The organism is Mycobacterium sp. NGS41 (genome assembly GCF_059812725.1).
On sequence record NZ_JCALDF010000010.1, the window covers coordinates 39,688 to 52,762 of the forward strand.

At 65.9% G+C, this 13,075-nt stretch carries 15 protein-coding genes; 9 read left to right on the forward strand and 6 right to left on the reverse strand.

Going from position 1 to position 13,075, the window contains the following annotated elements; translation table 11 throughout:
- Positions 1-31: 31 nt before the first annotated feature.
- From AC5Y21_RS11855 to AC5Y21_RS11865, 3 genes are read left to right on the forward strand one after another with little or no spacing between them, the layout of a single operon-like run.
- Positions 32-1,291: a molybdopterin-dependent oxidoreductase gene (locus tag AC5Y21_RS11855; RefSeq protein WP_499912462.1), complete on the forward strand. Its 1,260-nt coding sequence runs from the start codon at positions 32-34 to the stop codon at positions 1,289-1,291.
- 1 nt (position 1,292) lies between these two features.
- Positions 1,293-1,796: a hypothetical protein gene (locus AC5Y21_RS11860; protein ID WP_499912464.1), complete on the forward strand. Its 504-nt coding sequence runs from the start codon at positions 1,293-1,295 to the stop codon at positions 1,794-1,796.
- Entirely contained in the window at positions 1,793-3,022 is a 1,230-nt protein-coding gene (locus tag AC5Y21_RS11865) for an MFS transporter (protein WP_499912465.1), read from the forward strand. The genes AC5Y21_RS11860 and AC5Y21_RS11865 overlap by 4 nt, the downstream gene beginning before the upstream one ends.
- Here AC5Y21_RS11865 and AC5Y21_RS11870 read toward each other — a convergent pair.
- A complete protein-coding gene (locus AC5Y21_RS11870; protein WP_499912467.1) occupies positions 2,993-3,592 on the reverse strand; it encodes a TetR/AcrR family transcriptional regulator in 600 nt (199 codons plus the stop codon). The two genes, AC5Y21_RS11865 and AC5Y21_RS11870, sit on opposite strands and share 30 nt — an antisense overlap.
- 21 nt (positions 3,593-3,613) lie before the next feature.
- On the opposite strand from AC5Y21_RS11870, the gene AC5Y21_RS11875 reads away from it, so the two are divergent.
- Complete coding sequence (locus AC5Y21_RS11875) at positions 3,614-4,429, forward strand: DUF2867 domain-containing protein (RefSeq protein WP_499912469.1); 816 nt, start codon at positions 3,614-3,616, stop codon at positions 4,427-4,429.
- Positions 4,430-4,441: 12 nt separating this feature from the next.
- Positions 4,442-4,945 carry a hypothetical protein gene (locus tag AC5Y21_RS11880; RefSeq protein WP_499912471.1) on the forward strand — a complete coding sequence of 168 codons (504 nt, stop codon included), beginning with the start codon at positions 4,442-4,444 and terminating at the stop codon, positions 4,943-4,945.
- A 26-nt stretch (positions 4,946-4,971) separates the two neighbouring features.
- Here AC5Y21_RS11880 and AC5Y21_RS11885 read toward each other — a convergent pair whose 3' ends face one another.
- From AC5Y21_RS11885 to napA, 5 genes are all read right to left on the reverse strand, one after another.
- Positions 4,972-5,616, reverse strand: a complete 645-nt coding sequence (locus AC5Y21_RS11885; protein WP_499912473.1) for an LON peptidase substrate-binding domain-containing protein — start codon at positions 5,614-5,616, stop codon at positions 4,972-4,974.
- Between the two features lie 2 nt (positions 5,617-5,618).
- Entirely contained in the window at positions 5,619-6,770 is a 1,152-nt protein-coding gene (locus AC5Y21_RS11890; RefSeq protein WP_499912653.1) for a glutamate--cysteine ligase, read from the reverse strand.
- The gene (gene sodC, locus AC5Y21_RS11895) at positions 6,751-7,428 is read right to left on the reverse strand and encodes a superoxide dismutase[Cu-Zn] (protein WP_499912474.1); all 678 of its coding nucleotides are present in this window, start codon (positions 7,426-7,428) and stop codon (positions 6,751-6,753) included. Before sodC ends, AC5Y21_RS11890 begins: the two co-directional genes overlap by 20 nt.
- A 332-nt stretch (positions 7,429-7,760) precedes the next feature.
- Positions 7,761-8,240, reverse strand: a complete 480-nt coding sequence (locus tag AC5Y21_RS11900) for a LytR C-terminal domain-containing protein (protein ID WP_499912476.1) — start codon at positions 8,238-8,240, stop codon at positions 7,761-7,763.
- 63 nt (positions 8,241-8,303) lie between these two features.
- Positions 8,304-8,612, reverse strand: a complete 309-nt coding sequence (gene napA / locus AC5Y21_RS11905; protein WP_499912477.1) for a nucleoid-associated protein NapA — start codon at positions 8,610-8,612, stop codon at positions 8,304-8,306.
- A 187-nt stretch (positions 8,613-8,799) separates the two neighbouring features.
- On the opposite strand from napA, the gene AC5Y21_RS11910 reads away from it, so the two are divergent.
- From AC5Y21_RS11910 to AC5Y21_RS11925, 4 genes are all read left to right on the forward strand, one after another.
- Positions 8,800-9,393: a peptide deformylase gene (locus tag AC5Y21_RS11910; protein ID WP_499912479.1), complete on the forward strand. Its 594-nt coding sequence runs from the start codon at positions 8,800-8,802 to the stop codon at positions 9,391-9,393.
- Positions 9,393-10,154, forward strand: coding sequence for a GNAT family N-acetyltransferase (locus AC5Y21_RS11915; RefSeq protein ID WP_499912480.1), 762 nt, complete (start codon positions 9,393-9,395; stop codon positions 10,152-10,154). The genes AC5Y21_RS11910 and AC5Y21_RS11915 overlap by 1 nt, the downstream gene beginning before the upstream one ends.
- A gap of 38 nt (positions 10,155-10,192) precedes the next feature.
- Positions 10,193-10,999 carry an exodeoxyribonuclease III gene (locus AC5Y21_RS11920; protein ID WP_499912655.1) on the forward strand — a complete coding sequence of 269 codons (807 nt, stop codon included), beginning with the start codon at positions 10,193-10,195 and terminating at the stop codon, positions 10,997-10,999.
- Positions 11,000-11,156: 157 nt separating this feature from the next.
- Entirely contained in the window at positions 11,157-11,615 is a 459-nt protein-coding gene (locus AC5Y21_RS11925) for a hypothetical protein (RefSeq protein WP_499912482.1), read from the forward strand.
- Positions 11,616-13,075: the final 1,460 nt, after the last annotated feature.

Here is a 13,075-nt window from a genome sequence, read left to right on the forward strand (position 1 = left end):
TGCTCGCCGTCGTCTAGGGTATCGCTCCTCGATGCGTCCTCCACCCGGCTTCGACCGGCTTCATCGTTGGCGCAGCCCGCTGCGCGGACCCTGGCTGACGGCGGTCTTCGGTTTAGTGCTGTTGGTGGGGCTGCCGATCGTGATTCTGACGGGCTTGCTCTCCTACATTGCCTATGGACCTCAGTTCGGTCAGGCGCTGCCGGTCCATGTGGGTTGGCTCAAGTTGCCGAGCTTCGACTGGCCCACGCACCCGCTGTGGCTGTACCAACTCAGCCAGGGCCTGCACGTCGGTCTAGGACTAGTGCTCATTCCCGTGGTGTTGGCCAAGCTCTGGTCGGTGATCCCGCGGCTGTTCGCATGGCCACCGAGCCGGTCGATAGCTCAAGTGCTGGAACGACTTTCGATCGCAATGCTGGTCGGCGGAATATTGTTCGAAATTGTCACCGGTGTGCTGTACATCCAATACGACTACATCTTCGGATTCAGTTTCTTCCCCGCGCACTACTACGGCGCGTGGGTATTCATCGCCGGCTTCACGATGCACATCACCCTCAAGGTTTCGCGCATGATTACTGCTCTGCGGTCGATGTCGATGCGAGAAGTTTTGCGCACCAGTCGGGCTGACACCCGTCCCGAGCCGCCCGATCCCGACGAGCTCGTCGCCACCGACCCGGCACCGCCGACGATGAGCCGCCGCGGTGCACTCGGGCTGGTCGGCGGTGGCGTACTGCTGACGGCCCTGGTTACCGCGGGGCAAACGATCGGCGGTGTCGCTCGCCACCTACCGCTGATGCTCCCCACCGGCGACACGACCGGGAAGGGGCCCAACGACTTTCGGATCAACAAGACGGCTGCCGGTGTCGACGTCGACCCTGCAGAGACCGGTGCGAGCTGGCGGCTTACCCTTCGCGGGGGTCCGATGCCGGTGGTGTTGCAGCGTGCCGAACTGCTCGCGATGAACCAACACAGCGCGCGCCTGCCTATCGCGTGCGTGCAGGGCTGGTCGACCACGCAAGAGTGGAGCGGAGTGCGACTGGCCGAGCTGGCTAAGTTGGCCGGTGTGCCCGCACCGCGTTCGGCGTTGGTGTCGTCGCTCGGACGTGAAGGCTACTTCAACCGTGCCACCCTGCAGCGAAACCAGATCGCCGATCCCGATGCCATGCTGGCGCTGCGGGTGAACAGCGCCGACCTATCACTCGATCACGGTTACCCGGCGCGGATCATCGTGCCCGCCCTTCCTGGAGTGCACAACACCAAATGGGTGAGCTCCATCAACTTCGAGGTGGGCTGAGATGTCCCGGGCGACAAGTGTTTTCCGCGACCTGTATGGGTCTGGCCCGGTACACCTACTGACCATGCTGTCCGGATTCGCGCTATTGGGTTACCTGGTTGTCACGGCCCAGCCATCCACCCTGTGGAAGCCGGAAGGTACGTGGTGGAAATCGATGACATTGTGGTTCGCCGCGGCGATTATCTTCCATGACCTGGTGCTGTTTCCGCTGTACGCGTTGGCAGACCGATTCCTAGGCATCGGAACGAAACAGCGGCGCGAATCTCGAGTGCCGGCGCTCAACTACGTGCGGGTTCCGGCGCTTGGCTCCGCGCTGCTGATGCTTATTTTCTTGCCGGACATCATCAAGCAGGGCGCGACGAAGTACTTCCAGGACACTGGACTCACCCAAGAGCCGTTTCTCGGTAGGTGGCTAATGCTCACGGCCGCGATGTTCGCCGTCAGCGCGGTCGCCTACGCGACTCGGCGCACAATGGCGCACTTTGAAGAGAGCAGCCAGCGATGACGACGGAAGAAGCCGCACGAGAAGTAAGCGCGGCCCGGCGCTGGTCGATGCTGCTGGTGTCGCAGACCGCGACACTGTCGGCCAACGTCTTCATCAACGGCGTAGCCTTCCTGATTCCGTTGCTCGCCAAAGAAGGCCACAGCCTGGCACAGGCAGCTCTGCTGTCATCGATGCCGAGTGTCGGAATGATGCTCACTTTGATCGGCTGGGGTCACCTGCTGGATCGTTTCGGCGAGCGGATAGTGCTCTCGCTGGGCTTGGGATTGACCGCCGTGGCCGGCTTCACCGCGGCGTCCGTGCATTCGATGGTGCTGGTCGGGACGTTTCTGGTGCTCGGCGGCATGGCCGCCGCCAGCTGCATCACGGCCAGCGGCCGGCTGGTCACCGGCTGGTTCCCCGAGCATCGGCGGGCCCTGGCCATGGGGATACGGCAGACCGCACAGCCGCTGGGTATCGCCGTGGCCGCGTTGGTGATTCCCGAGCTGGGGAGACGAAACTTCGCGGTGGCGCTGTTATTTCCCGCGAGCCTGTGTGCGCTGGCGGCGGTGGCGAGCGCTTTGAGCATTCACGACCCGCCGCGCGACGAGCGATCCGATGTCGACATGCACGAACTGGCTGAGCTTTACCGCGGAACAGCGTTGTGGCGCATCCACTTTGCCTCAGCAATGCTGATGATGCCGCAACCCGTGGTGCTGACATTCATGCTGATCTGGTTCACCACCAAGCATCACCTGTCGATGACCTGGGCCGGCGTGCTGATCGGCCTGTCGCAATTGCTGGGCGCCCTGTTCCGCATTGCGGCCGGGCGATGGGCGGACCGGATCGGCTCGCGGATGCGGCCGGTACGCAAGCTCGCGGTGGTCACCGCAGCGGTGATGATGGCGTTGGCGCTCACCGATCAGCTGGACGTGGGGTTGAGCGTGGCGGTCATGGTCGTCGCCGCGGCGCTGACGGGCGACAATGGGCTGCCGTTCACCAAGATCCCGGAGATCGCCGGGCCGTTTTGGAGCGGCTGGGCACTGGGCAAGCAGAACACCTTTGAGCGCCTGGTAGTAGCCGTCGCGCCACCGGTGTTCGCCGAGCTGATCATGGTGGCCGGTTACCCGCTGGCGTTCGCGGTGTCGGGCTTGTTCCCGCTGGCCGCACTGCCCTTGGTGCCGGTAGAGGACCCGCCCGGTCGGGGCGATCAAGATCGGTCACCGACCGGTCCCGCCAAAGCTCTGTAGCACCGCCCGGGCGGCCGCCGCGACATCGGACTCCAGCCAGTCAGGCATCGGATCGTCGTGGGCATGACGCCGCACCACGGCGTACGGCAGATCGGCGACGGCTCTGCTCACCGCATCGACCGCCCGCGCATCGCTGTTGCCGTAGAGGTCGCGGGCCAGCTCGCGCACCCGCTCGATGAGCGGCGCGTTCATCGTGGCGAGGGTCTGCCGGAACGCCGCGTCCGGCTTGCCGTCGCGCAGATCGTCGGGCCGGATGCTCAACAGCAGTCGCGCGTCGTCCGGAAGCTCACGCGCGAAACTGACTGCCGACACGGCCATTGCCGTCGCGGTATCCAGCGCAGTCTTCGCCTGAGCAGCCAGCGCCAGTGACTGGAAGCGCTCGAGTGCGCGAAGCCAGGCAGCGGTCACCACACCGTCGCGGTTGCCGAACCGGTGATACAGCGTCCCGGCCGGCGCGCCGCTCGCCTTGGCGATCGCCGCCACGCTGGCCGCCCGCGGGCCGTGCGTGAGCACCAGATCCCGCGTTGCGTCGAGGATCACATCGGTCTCATGCTTCCGCGGAGGTGCCACGATCTAGTACAGTCCTTCTATATGGAACGATTGCCCTATATCGATGAGCATGCTATCTCAATCGACGCATCGCCGGAGGAAGTGTGGTCGGCCCTGCTGCGTGTGATGTGCCGCGATCCGCAAGACCCGTCGACCGTGCCATTCGGTTTTGTGCTCGACGAAGCGACGGCGCCCGAACGGTTGGAGCTCAAGGGGCGACACCCGTTCGCGATCTACCGCTGGGTGTTCGAGATGGACGGCGTCGGCGACGGCACCTGCCTGCGGGCGCTGACCTGGGCCGCCTTTCCCGGGCTGCACGGCAAGGTCTATCGCGCGCTGGTCATCGGCAGTGGCGGACACCGCGTCGCGGTGCGCTGGACGCTGAAAAGGGTTGCGGCACAAGCGCTCGCCGAGCGGGCAGCAACCGGCGAGGCCGATTACGTGGACGTCTTCGAGGTCCCCATCCTTCATGGCGACGTGCGGAGTGCCGAACGGGCGTTCCGTGACGCGCTGGGTCAGGAGCCAGGCGCGTTGGGGAACCTTGTGTTGTGGATTCACCGCCACATACTGAGATTTCGCCTGGGTCCGTATTCCTCACCTGAGCACATAATCGGCTGGCCGATCACGCGTTCGGATCACGATGAGATCGTGTTAACGACGGGCGGGCCGCTCATGCGCGGCCAACTGACGCTACGACGCCAGGACGGGCGCGCCGTACTCACCACTCGCCTGCATTTTTGTCACAAAATCGCCGCCCGAACGGTGTGGGCGATGATCGGCCCGCTGCATCGGATCGTTGCACCGCGGCTGATGGAGCGCAGCGCTCGTCGTGGCCTGACTCGGATGGCTGCAAGTTAGGAGATCGTTGTCGTGATTCCCGGCGCTACCTGGGGCACCAGGGTATCGGAACGAACCGGCGCGCTGCCCTGCGATGCGCTGTGTCGTCGCGGCTTCCAGGCGGACCGCGCGATCAGCATCGACGCTTCGCCGTCGATCGTGTTCGCCTGGCTGTGTCAGCTTCGCGTGGCGCCCTACAGCTACGACCTTCTGGACAACTTCGGCCGACGCAGTCCTGCGGAGCGTGACCCGGAACTGGTTCACCTCGAAGTCGGACAGCGCTTCATGACCTTGTTCGCGCTGCAATCGTTCGTCGAAGACGAGCACATCACCCTGGTGTCCAAAGGTGTTGCCGTGACCTATGCGATCCGGCCCGACGGCGCCGGCGCTCGGCTGCACGCGCGTGTGCTGTTCGCCGGGCCCCGCCCGCTGGCGCGTGTGCTCGCGTTGGGCGACCTGGTGATGATGCGCAAGCAATTGCTCACCTTGAAGTCGCTGGCCGAGCAGAGGCAAAAGCCCCTGACACGCCGGGCGTGAGGGGGCTTTTGCCTCTGCTCGCCGGACTAGTCGGACAGCTGGAACTCCACGGCCGCGGCCACGGATTCGACGGCTTCGGTCAGCGCGACCATCCGATCGGCGGCCGACGGCGCCGATAGCACGGCGTAGCGGTCGGCCGGCCCGATCGGAACCCGGGACGCCAGCGCGAACAGCCGCTCCCCCGCGTCGTGGCGGTCGATTTCACCGTAGTCCAGCAGCACGTCGCGGCCCGGCAGCTGCGCGCCGCGGGCAGTCGCGATCCGCTTGAACAACGCCATCACCCGGTCTTCGAGCTGCAGGAGTTGGGCTTCGATCACGGGATCACCAGGCTCGTCCGGCCAGAGCTCGACCGTCGCACGCGGGAAGGGATCGTCAGGCAGCCAGTCGAGCACCCGAATCCGCTCACCGGTCCGGCACTGCAGCGAGTACCGGCCCGCGCCGCGATCGACACAGGCCGCGATCCGGCTCAGCACTCCGACGTCACAACGCGCGTCACCGCCACCAACTTCGCGGCCCGCCGAGATCAGCACCACACCGAACGGCTCGCCGGTCTCAACGCAGTGCCGGACCAACGCGCTGTAACGCGGCTCGAAGATGCGCAACGGCAGATCCTGATGGGGCAGCAACGCCGTCTCGAGCGGAAACATCGCGCGCGCGGCAACTTCCGCCATGGCTAGGCCTCCAACTCGGCGACCAATGCGTCGACGACCGCGCGCAAATCGCCGTCATGCTCCTCGGCCACCCGCCGCTGCCGCTGATACGACGCGCCCTGCCGATAGATGTCGGCCACCGACGCGAGTTCGTCGGTGCAGTGCAACGACTTTGCAATCGGCTCCAGCTGGTTCAACACGTCGTCGAGATCGTCGGTGACCAGTCGCTCGTTGCTGTCGGCGTCCAGGATGATCACCGCGTCCAGGCCGTAGCGGGCGGCACGCCACTTGTTCTCCTGCACATGCCAAGGGGGCATGGTCGGCAGTTTCTCGCCCGCGTCGAGCCTGCGATCCAAATCGACAATCAGGCAATGCGTCAACGCGACCAGGGCGGCGAGCTCGCGCAGGTTCGACACGCCGTCGCAGATCCGCACCTCCAGCGTGCCAAGATGCGGCGACGGCCTGATGTCCCAACGTATTTCGTCCATATGGTCGATGATGCCGGTCTTCTTCTGGTCGTACACGAAGCCTTCGAACTGCGACCAAGTCTGAAAGTGGAACGGCAGACCGGCGGTGGGCAACTGCTGAAACATCATCGCCCGATTGCTGGCATAGCCGGTGTCGTCGCCGCCCCACCACGGTGACGAAGCCGACAGCGCCAACAGATGCGGGTAGTAGTTGAGCAGTGACGTCATGATCGGCATTACCTTTGCCGCCGAGGAGATTCCGACATGCACGTGTACTCCCCAGATCAGCATCTGGCGGCCCCACCACTGCGTGCGCTTGATCAGCTCGGCGTAGCGGGGGGCGTCGGTGAGCTCCTGCCTGGACCACCGCGCGAACGGATGCGTGCCGGCGCAGAACAGCTCCATACCGCGGTCGCGGACGATCCGGCGGGCCGGGCCCAAGGTGTCGCGCAGATCGTCAATCGCTTCGGCGGCGGATTCACAGACGCCGCTGACGATTTCGACGGTGTTGCGCAGCAATTCCTTGTGTACGCGCGGGTTTTCGCCGATCTCGGCGATGACCACGGTGGCTTCGTTGCTCAGGTCACGAGTCTGCGCGTCGACCAGCGCGAACTCCCACTCCACACCCACCGTCGGCCGCGGTGAGCTGGCGAAATCGATATGGGCAGTTGCCCTGTTGACCGGTCCGCTAGCCGGCACCGATGACACCGCACGCCACCCGCTTGCCGGCGTCACCGGTACTCTTCGTGGCCTCGTCGGGACCCTCTGCCCCACCTTGCTTCTGGATGTAGCGCGGCGGGATGTTGGCAAAGTTGTCGGCGTCGGCATGAATGATGATCGAGGTCTTCTCAGGGGTCACCAGATCGTTCATGGTGAAGGCGTCCGTGGTGGTCACCAACAGTGCGCCATGGTCCCCACGCACCTGCAATGAGGTCAGGTCACCGCTGGTGGGGTGTCCAGTGTGTCCAGGCTTTTGGAAGTGACCACCGGCGGACGAGAAGTCGCCCTCACACTTGCCCACCTTGTGAATGTGCACGCCGTGGAAGCCGGGGCTCAGCTGGGTGCCGGTCGTCTTGATCGTGATGGTGGCATAGCCGTTGTTGAACACGAACTCGGCCGTCGCGACCTCGCCGCCATCGGCGGCCTTCAGATGCGCGGTCAAGCTCTGCCCCGCCGGCGCAGCCGATGTGCTCGGGGTGGCCGAGTGCTCCGACGACGGCGCGGACGATCCGGTCCACACCGGCGGCGTGGTGCCCGGTGTCGTCGACGGCTGTTGGGGTGACGAGCACGCGCTGAGCAGCGCGACACAACTGGCCGCGGCCAGCGCGGACATGGCGGCAGTGCGGTGACCGGCGAGGATAGGCATAGCGAGCAGCCTAGCCTGGCGACGATGCGCGCCGAAGCGTTCTGCGTAGTGAGTCCACGGCTTTGCGCGTGAACCCACGGCTTTGCGAGTGAAACCACGGCTTTGCGCGTGAACCCACGGCTTTGCGCGTGAACCCACGGCTTTGCGGGTGAAACCACGGCTTTGCGAGTGAAACCACGGCTTCGCGAGTGAAACCACGGCGCAAAAATCGGCTGGATCCCGCCCTACGTTCACACCGAACGCCGTCAATTCACACCGAACGCCGTCAATTCACACCGAACGCCGTCAGTTCACACCGAACGCCGTCAGTTCACACGAAAAGCCGAGAAGCCTCAGCCAGTCACCAGGACGATGACGCCGGGCGGCTGATCGGCGAGTGCGGGGATTCGCTTTTGGACCGGTGCACCCAGCTTCTGTCCCACCGCATCGGCCGTGGCCTTTTCGCTCTCGGCGTCGTAGTAGACCGTGGTGGCTGTCACATCAGGGGGCGACGGCGTCAGGTTGCCAGGCTCGGCGACGTTGAAACCGGCAGCCTTGAGTTGATCAGCGGTGCGCCGCGCCACGCCCTCTATCTGAGTGACGTTGAGCACCCTCACTTCGACCTGAGTCGCGGCGGGCTTGGCGCTGGTCGAGCTCGGTGCCGGGGCGGCGCTGCTGCTCGCCGACGACGGCGACGAGGAGTTTTCATCGGAGTTCCCCGACGAACTCAGCGCTTGAAACCCGAGCAGCAGGAAGATGACGCCGAGGAACAACAGCACCATCACCATGGCTCGCAGGGGCAGCCCCGAAGAGTCGGGCACACGCGTGTTCATCGAGTTCACTGTAGCCAGCAGACGGCCAGAACCTGCAAAAGCGCCTGCGAAGACGCACGGGTGTCAGGTCAGTTCGAAGCCCAGGCGACGCGCCGCGCGGGCCTTCTGGCGGCTGGCGCGCAGCCGCCGCAGCCGTTTGACCAACATCGGGTCGGCGGCCAGCGCTTCGGGCCGATCCACCAGCGCGTTGAGCACCTGGTAGTAGCGGGTCGCCGACATCGAGAACAACTCTTTGATGGCTTCTTCCTTGACACCGGCGAACTTCCACCACTGCCTTTCGAACGCCAGAATGTCGTGTTCGCGGCGGGTCAGCCCGTCGGCGATGTCAGCGTCGTCCCCCGATCGATTTGCCCGCGCCATGGCGCTGTCCATATCGCTTCCCCTGGGCCCTTCCGGCGAATCTCTTGCTCTATGACTTGACCTACATACGGGCACGTTTCGGCGAATATTGAACCACGCCGACAAGTGTTGCGCCGGAATGCAGACCCGCGAGTCGGCAGACTTACTTGGATTGCCCGCCGCCGCTCCCCGCCGCGGGCACGCCTTAAGCTAGCCGACCATGGCAGTCGTTCCGATCCGCATTGTGGGAGATCCCGTCCTGCACGCTCCTACGACGCCGGTTCAGGTCGCCGCCGACGGATCGCTCCCGCCGGAGTTGGCCGGATTGATCTCAACCATGTACGAGACAATGGACGCCGCGCACGGGGTCGGCCTGGCCGCCAACCAGATCGGCCACGGGTTGCGGTTGTTCGTCTACGACTGCGCCGACGACCGCGGAATGACGGCCCGCCGCCGCGGCGTGGTCGTCAACCCGGTCCTGGAGACCTCCGAAATACCCGAGACCATGCCCGACCCGGACAACGACGACGAAGGGTGCTTATCGGTTCCCGGCGAGTCATTCCCCACCGGTCGTGCCAAGTGGGCCCGGGTGACCGGGCTCGACGCCGACGGCAGCCCGGTCGCCATCGAGGGCACCGGCCTGTTCGCCCGTATGCTGCAGCACGAGACCGGGCACCTCGACGGTTTCCTGTATCTGGACCGCCTGATCGGCCGGCATGCCCGCAGCGCGAAACGGGCCGTCAAGTCACACGGCTGGGGCGTTCCCGGCCTGTCGTGGACGCCGGGCGAAGGACCCGACCCGTTCGGTCACTGATGATTTCGTGGCCGGACCTCGGAACGCGGGTGACGGTTCGCTACCGACGTCCCGCCGGATCGGTCCCGCCGCTGACCGATGCGGTCGGCCATCTGCTGGCGATCGATCCGGTGGTGCGGGTGCGGACCAAGGCAGGTGCGGTCGTCGAGTTTGCCCCCGCCGACGCGGTGGCGCTGCGGGTTCTCACCGACGCACCGGTGCGCACTTCGCAGATCCGGTCGCTCGAACACGCCGTGGCCGCGGCGTGGCCCGGGGTGGAACAGACCTGGCTGGACGGCTGGCTGCTGCGAGCCGGAAGCGGCGCCGACTTTGAAGCCAATTCGGCAGTGCCGCTGGATATTTCGGCTCGCGCCGCTGCCATCCCGGCCATCGTCGCGTGGTGTGAGGACCGCGACCTGACACCGCGGCTGGTCCTCCCCGATCGTTTGTTGCGACTGCCCGGGGACATGACCACCGAACGCACCGAACGCATATTGGTGCGCGACGTGGGCGAACGTCACATGGCCGCGACGCTCGACGACGATCGCGACGCCACCCCGACGCGCCCGCCGGTGAGCGATGCGCCCGATGGGACGCGGTGGGTAGGGCTGACCGACGTGCACACGGCCGAAGCAGTGCTGGCCTGGGCAGCCCATCGCGGCGCTACCCGCGCCTACCTGCGAGCCGGCGACGACGACACGCACGCGATCGCGATGGCCGAGTCGCTCGGTTTCCGGCTGCACCATCGGCGCCGCTATGTCCGGCCCCCCGATAATCTCTAGCCATGCCCGACGGCACGGTTGACGGCGGCCAGTCGCATCTGCGGCTGGCCACCTGGAACGTGAATTCCTTCCGCACGCGCCTGGACCGCGTCGTCGATTGGCTGGCCAGCGCCGAGGTCGACGTGCTGGCCATGCAGGAGACGAAGTGCTCCGACAGCCAGTTCCCCACCCTGCCGTTGTTCGAACTCGGCTATGAGGTTGCCCACGTCGGGTTCAACCAGTGGAACGGCGTCGCGATCGCATCCCGTGTCGGTCTCGACGACGTGCAGATCGGCTTCGACGGCCAGCCCACGTGGAGCAGTAAGCCCGAGGTGACCGCGACCGCCGAAGCCCGCGCGCTGGGCGCCACCTGCGGAGGCGTGCGGGTATGGAGCCTGTACGTGCCCAACGGTCGCAACCTGGCCGATCCGCACTATACATACAAGCTGAATTGGCTTGCCGCACTGCGTAATACGGCCGAGAACTGGCTGCGCGACGATCCCACCGCGGCGATCGCGCTGGTCGGCGACTGGAACATCGCCCCAACCGACGACGATGTGTGGAGCACTGAGTACTACGCCGGTTGCACACACGTCTCCGAGCCGGAGCGGACGGCGTTCAACGCCATCGTCGACGCCCAATTCACCGATGTGGTAAGGCCTTTCACCCCCGGGCCCGGGGTCTACACGTACTGGGACTACACCCAACTGCGGTTCCCGAAGAATCGCGGTATGCGCATCGATTTCATCTTGGCGTCACCGGCGTTGGCCGACCGGGTGACCGATGCGCAGATCGTCCGGGAGGAGCGCAAAGGCAACGCCCCCAGCGACCATGCGCCGGTGCTGGTCGAAGTGCGGTCCAGCTGAGTCACGTAACGGCGCGCACGCCCCTGACCGGCCTTCATTGTCTGCAAGTTTGTAACGTGGCAGGCTTTTATTTGAAACGTGCCAGGAACAACCTTTTGTTGCTGTGGGCGTTTGACGCAGAGGTATATAAAGGGTTAAAGCCAGGGAGTGATTGATCATGAGTTTCGTCGGCGGAGCGGTCCGCACTGTTGGTCGAACAGTTAATCAAGCTGCATCGGCGACCACGGCGGCCGCGGGTGCTATCGGGGGCGCCGCGATTAATGGAGTTGTCGGCGGCGTCAAGGGAGCCGCCGAGGGCATTCAGCAAGGCATCGGCAGCGGCAGCAAGTCGACGGCGGCGGCCGCGCTGGCCATCGGTGCGCTTGGTTTTACCGGCCTCGTCGAGTGGCCGATTCTGTTGGCGGTCGGTGGCGGTGCGCTGGTCTTGCGCAAGCTGAGCGAGAAGCCTGAGGAATCCGCCTCCCCGGCCAAGGCGAAACTCGCCCCGGTGCCCGACAAACCGGCGGCCGAAAAAGCCCAGCCGCAAAAGAAACCCGCCAAGACACCGGCCAAGTCTGCTGCCAAGAAGACGACCGGTCGGCGGGCGGGTGCCCCCAACTTGCGCAGCACCAACTAATCGGCAGCGCAGACAGCAATTGAGCATTGCCACGTCGATAAGCCGGTCTTTGCCGCTGCGCGTTTTCGCGTCGGGCGTCGAGACCGCCACCGCCCTCACCACCGCATCGGTCACAACCGCGACAGCCGTCGCGGACACCCTGAGCAAGACCGCAGGCACCATAGCCAAGACCAGCGTCGAGATCGCCACCATCCCGCTGCGCGAAGGGGCCAGGGTTCTTTCCGGCGAACTGTCGCGTGAGACCCTCAGCCGCCATTGCTGGCGCGGCGAAAGCCGCGCCTGGATCGAGGTGCGCGGGCTCGACGGCACCGACGACGGTCGACTCGGACGCGTCGTGCTCGACGCGGTCCGGGCCCACCCGAAGGTCACGTCGGCCAGCCTGAACTACCCGCTGTCGCGCGTGGTCGTCGGCTTCGACGATCAGGACGTCGCGCTGCGCGACCTGTGCCGCATCGTCGAGGATGCCGAAAGACGTTCCTTTGCAAGGCAAGACGAGTCCATGCTGGCAGGCAGTCTGCCGGGCGACGGCGTCGTGATGGCCATCAGAGCGTTGACCGTGGCCGCCAACGCGGCCGGGCTGGGCATAGCGCTCGCCGGTCGCGCGACGCGCCTGCCGCGGTTGCCGGTCGCCATCGCCGCGGGCATCACGTTCTTCGACTACCAGCCCTGGCTACGCCGCCGGCTCGAGGACCGCATCGGCGGCCCCGCCACCGACACGGTGATGACGCTGGTCCAGGCGACCAGCCAAACCCTGTCGCAAGCTCCGACGTCGTTGGCGATAGGCCTGACGATGCAGTCGTTGAAAGCCGCGGAGGTCCGCGCGGAAGCGCAGGCCTGGGAGTTGCATGAGCCGCAGCTGGCGCAACACGCAGACCAGCCACCCACGTACCTGTCGCCGCGGCCACAGCCGTCGAGGAGCATGGAACGCAGCGTGCGTCGTTTCGCCCTCCTCCAGGCCGTCAGCGCCGGGGCGATCGGCTTCGGCACCCGCACCGTGAACATGGCCGCCACCGCGGTGCAGGTGACCACCCCCAAGGCCAACCGGACCACGCCCGAGGCATTCGCCGCGAACCTTGCCCGCGGGCTGGCCGACCGGCACTCGGTATTGCCGATGCGGCCCGAGAGCCTGCGCCGGCTGGACAAAGTCGACGCGATCGTCATCGACCCGCGGGTCTTGTGTACCGACATCGTGCGGGTGGCGAGCATCCGCGGCGCCGACGACAACGATTTGTCCGCGGCATGGAGCCAGGCCCAGCTCATGCTGGAGAAGAACAACGTGCGCCCAGGCTGGCGCGCCGTGCGCGGCATATCTGGTAGCCGCCCGAATGGCAAGGTCGAGGCGCAATTCCTGCCCGCCCACGACCCACTGGCCGCGGGCGTCGTCGCCGAGGCACACCACAGCGGCGCGGAACTGATCACCGTCGACGTCGACGTACTGGGCGAGTTGCGAACGGCGTTCG

What these genes read in the sequence shown, in the direction of transcription:
- AC5Y21_RS11855 (WP_499912462.1), top strand. Translation starts at nt 32, where the DNA reads ATGCGTCCTCCACCCGGCTTCGACCGGCTTCATCGTTGGCGCAGCCCG.
- AC5Y21_RS11860 (WP_499912464.1), top strand. Translation starts at nt 1,293, where the DNA reads ATGTCCCGGGCGACAAGTGTTTTCCGCGACCTGTATGGGTCTGGCCCG.
- AC5Y21_RS11865 (WP_499912465.1), top strand. Translation starts at nt 1,793, where the DNA reads ATGACGACGGAAGAAGCCGCACGAGAAGTAAGCGCGGCCCGGCGCTGG.
- AC5Y21_RS11875 (WP_499912469.1), top strand. Translation starts at nt 3,614, where the DNA reads ATGGAACGATTGCCCTATATCGATGAGCATGCTATCTCAATCGACGCA.
- AC5Y21_RS11885 (WP_499912473.1), bottom strand. Translation starts at nt 5,616, where the DNA reads ATGGCGGAAGTTGCCGCGCGCGCGATGTTTCCGCTCGAGACGGCGTTG.
- sodC (WP_499912474.1), bottom strand. Translation starts at nt 7,428, where the DNA reads ATGCCTATCCTCGCCGGTCACCGCACTGCCGCCATGTCCGCGCTGGCC.
- AC5Y21_RS11900 (WP_499912476.1), bottom strand. Translation starts at nt 8,240, where the DNA reads ATGAACACGCGTGTGCCCGACTCTTCGGGGCTGCCCCTGCGAGCCATG.
- napA (WP_499912477.1), bottom strand. Translation starts at nt 8,612, where the DNA reads ATGGACAGCGCCATGGCGCGGGCAAATCGATCGGGGGACGACGCTGAC.
- AC5Y21_RS11910 (WP_499912479.1), top strand. Translation starts at nt 8,800, where the DNA reads ATGGCAGTCGTTCCGATCCGCATTGTGGGAGATCCCGTCCTGCACGCT.
- AC5Y21_RS11915 (WP_499912480.1), top strand. Translation starts at nt 9,393, where the DNA reads ATGATTTCGTGGCCGGACCTCGGAACGCGGGTGACGGTTCGCTACCGA.
- AC5Y21_RS11925 (WP_499912482.1), top strand. Translation starts at nt 11,157, where the DNA reads ATGAGTTTCGTCGGCGGAGCGGTCCGCACTGTTGGTCGAACAGTTAAT.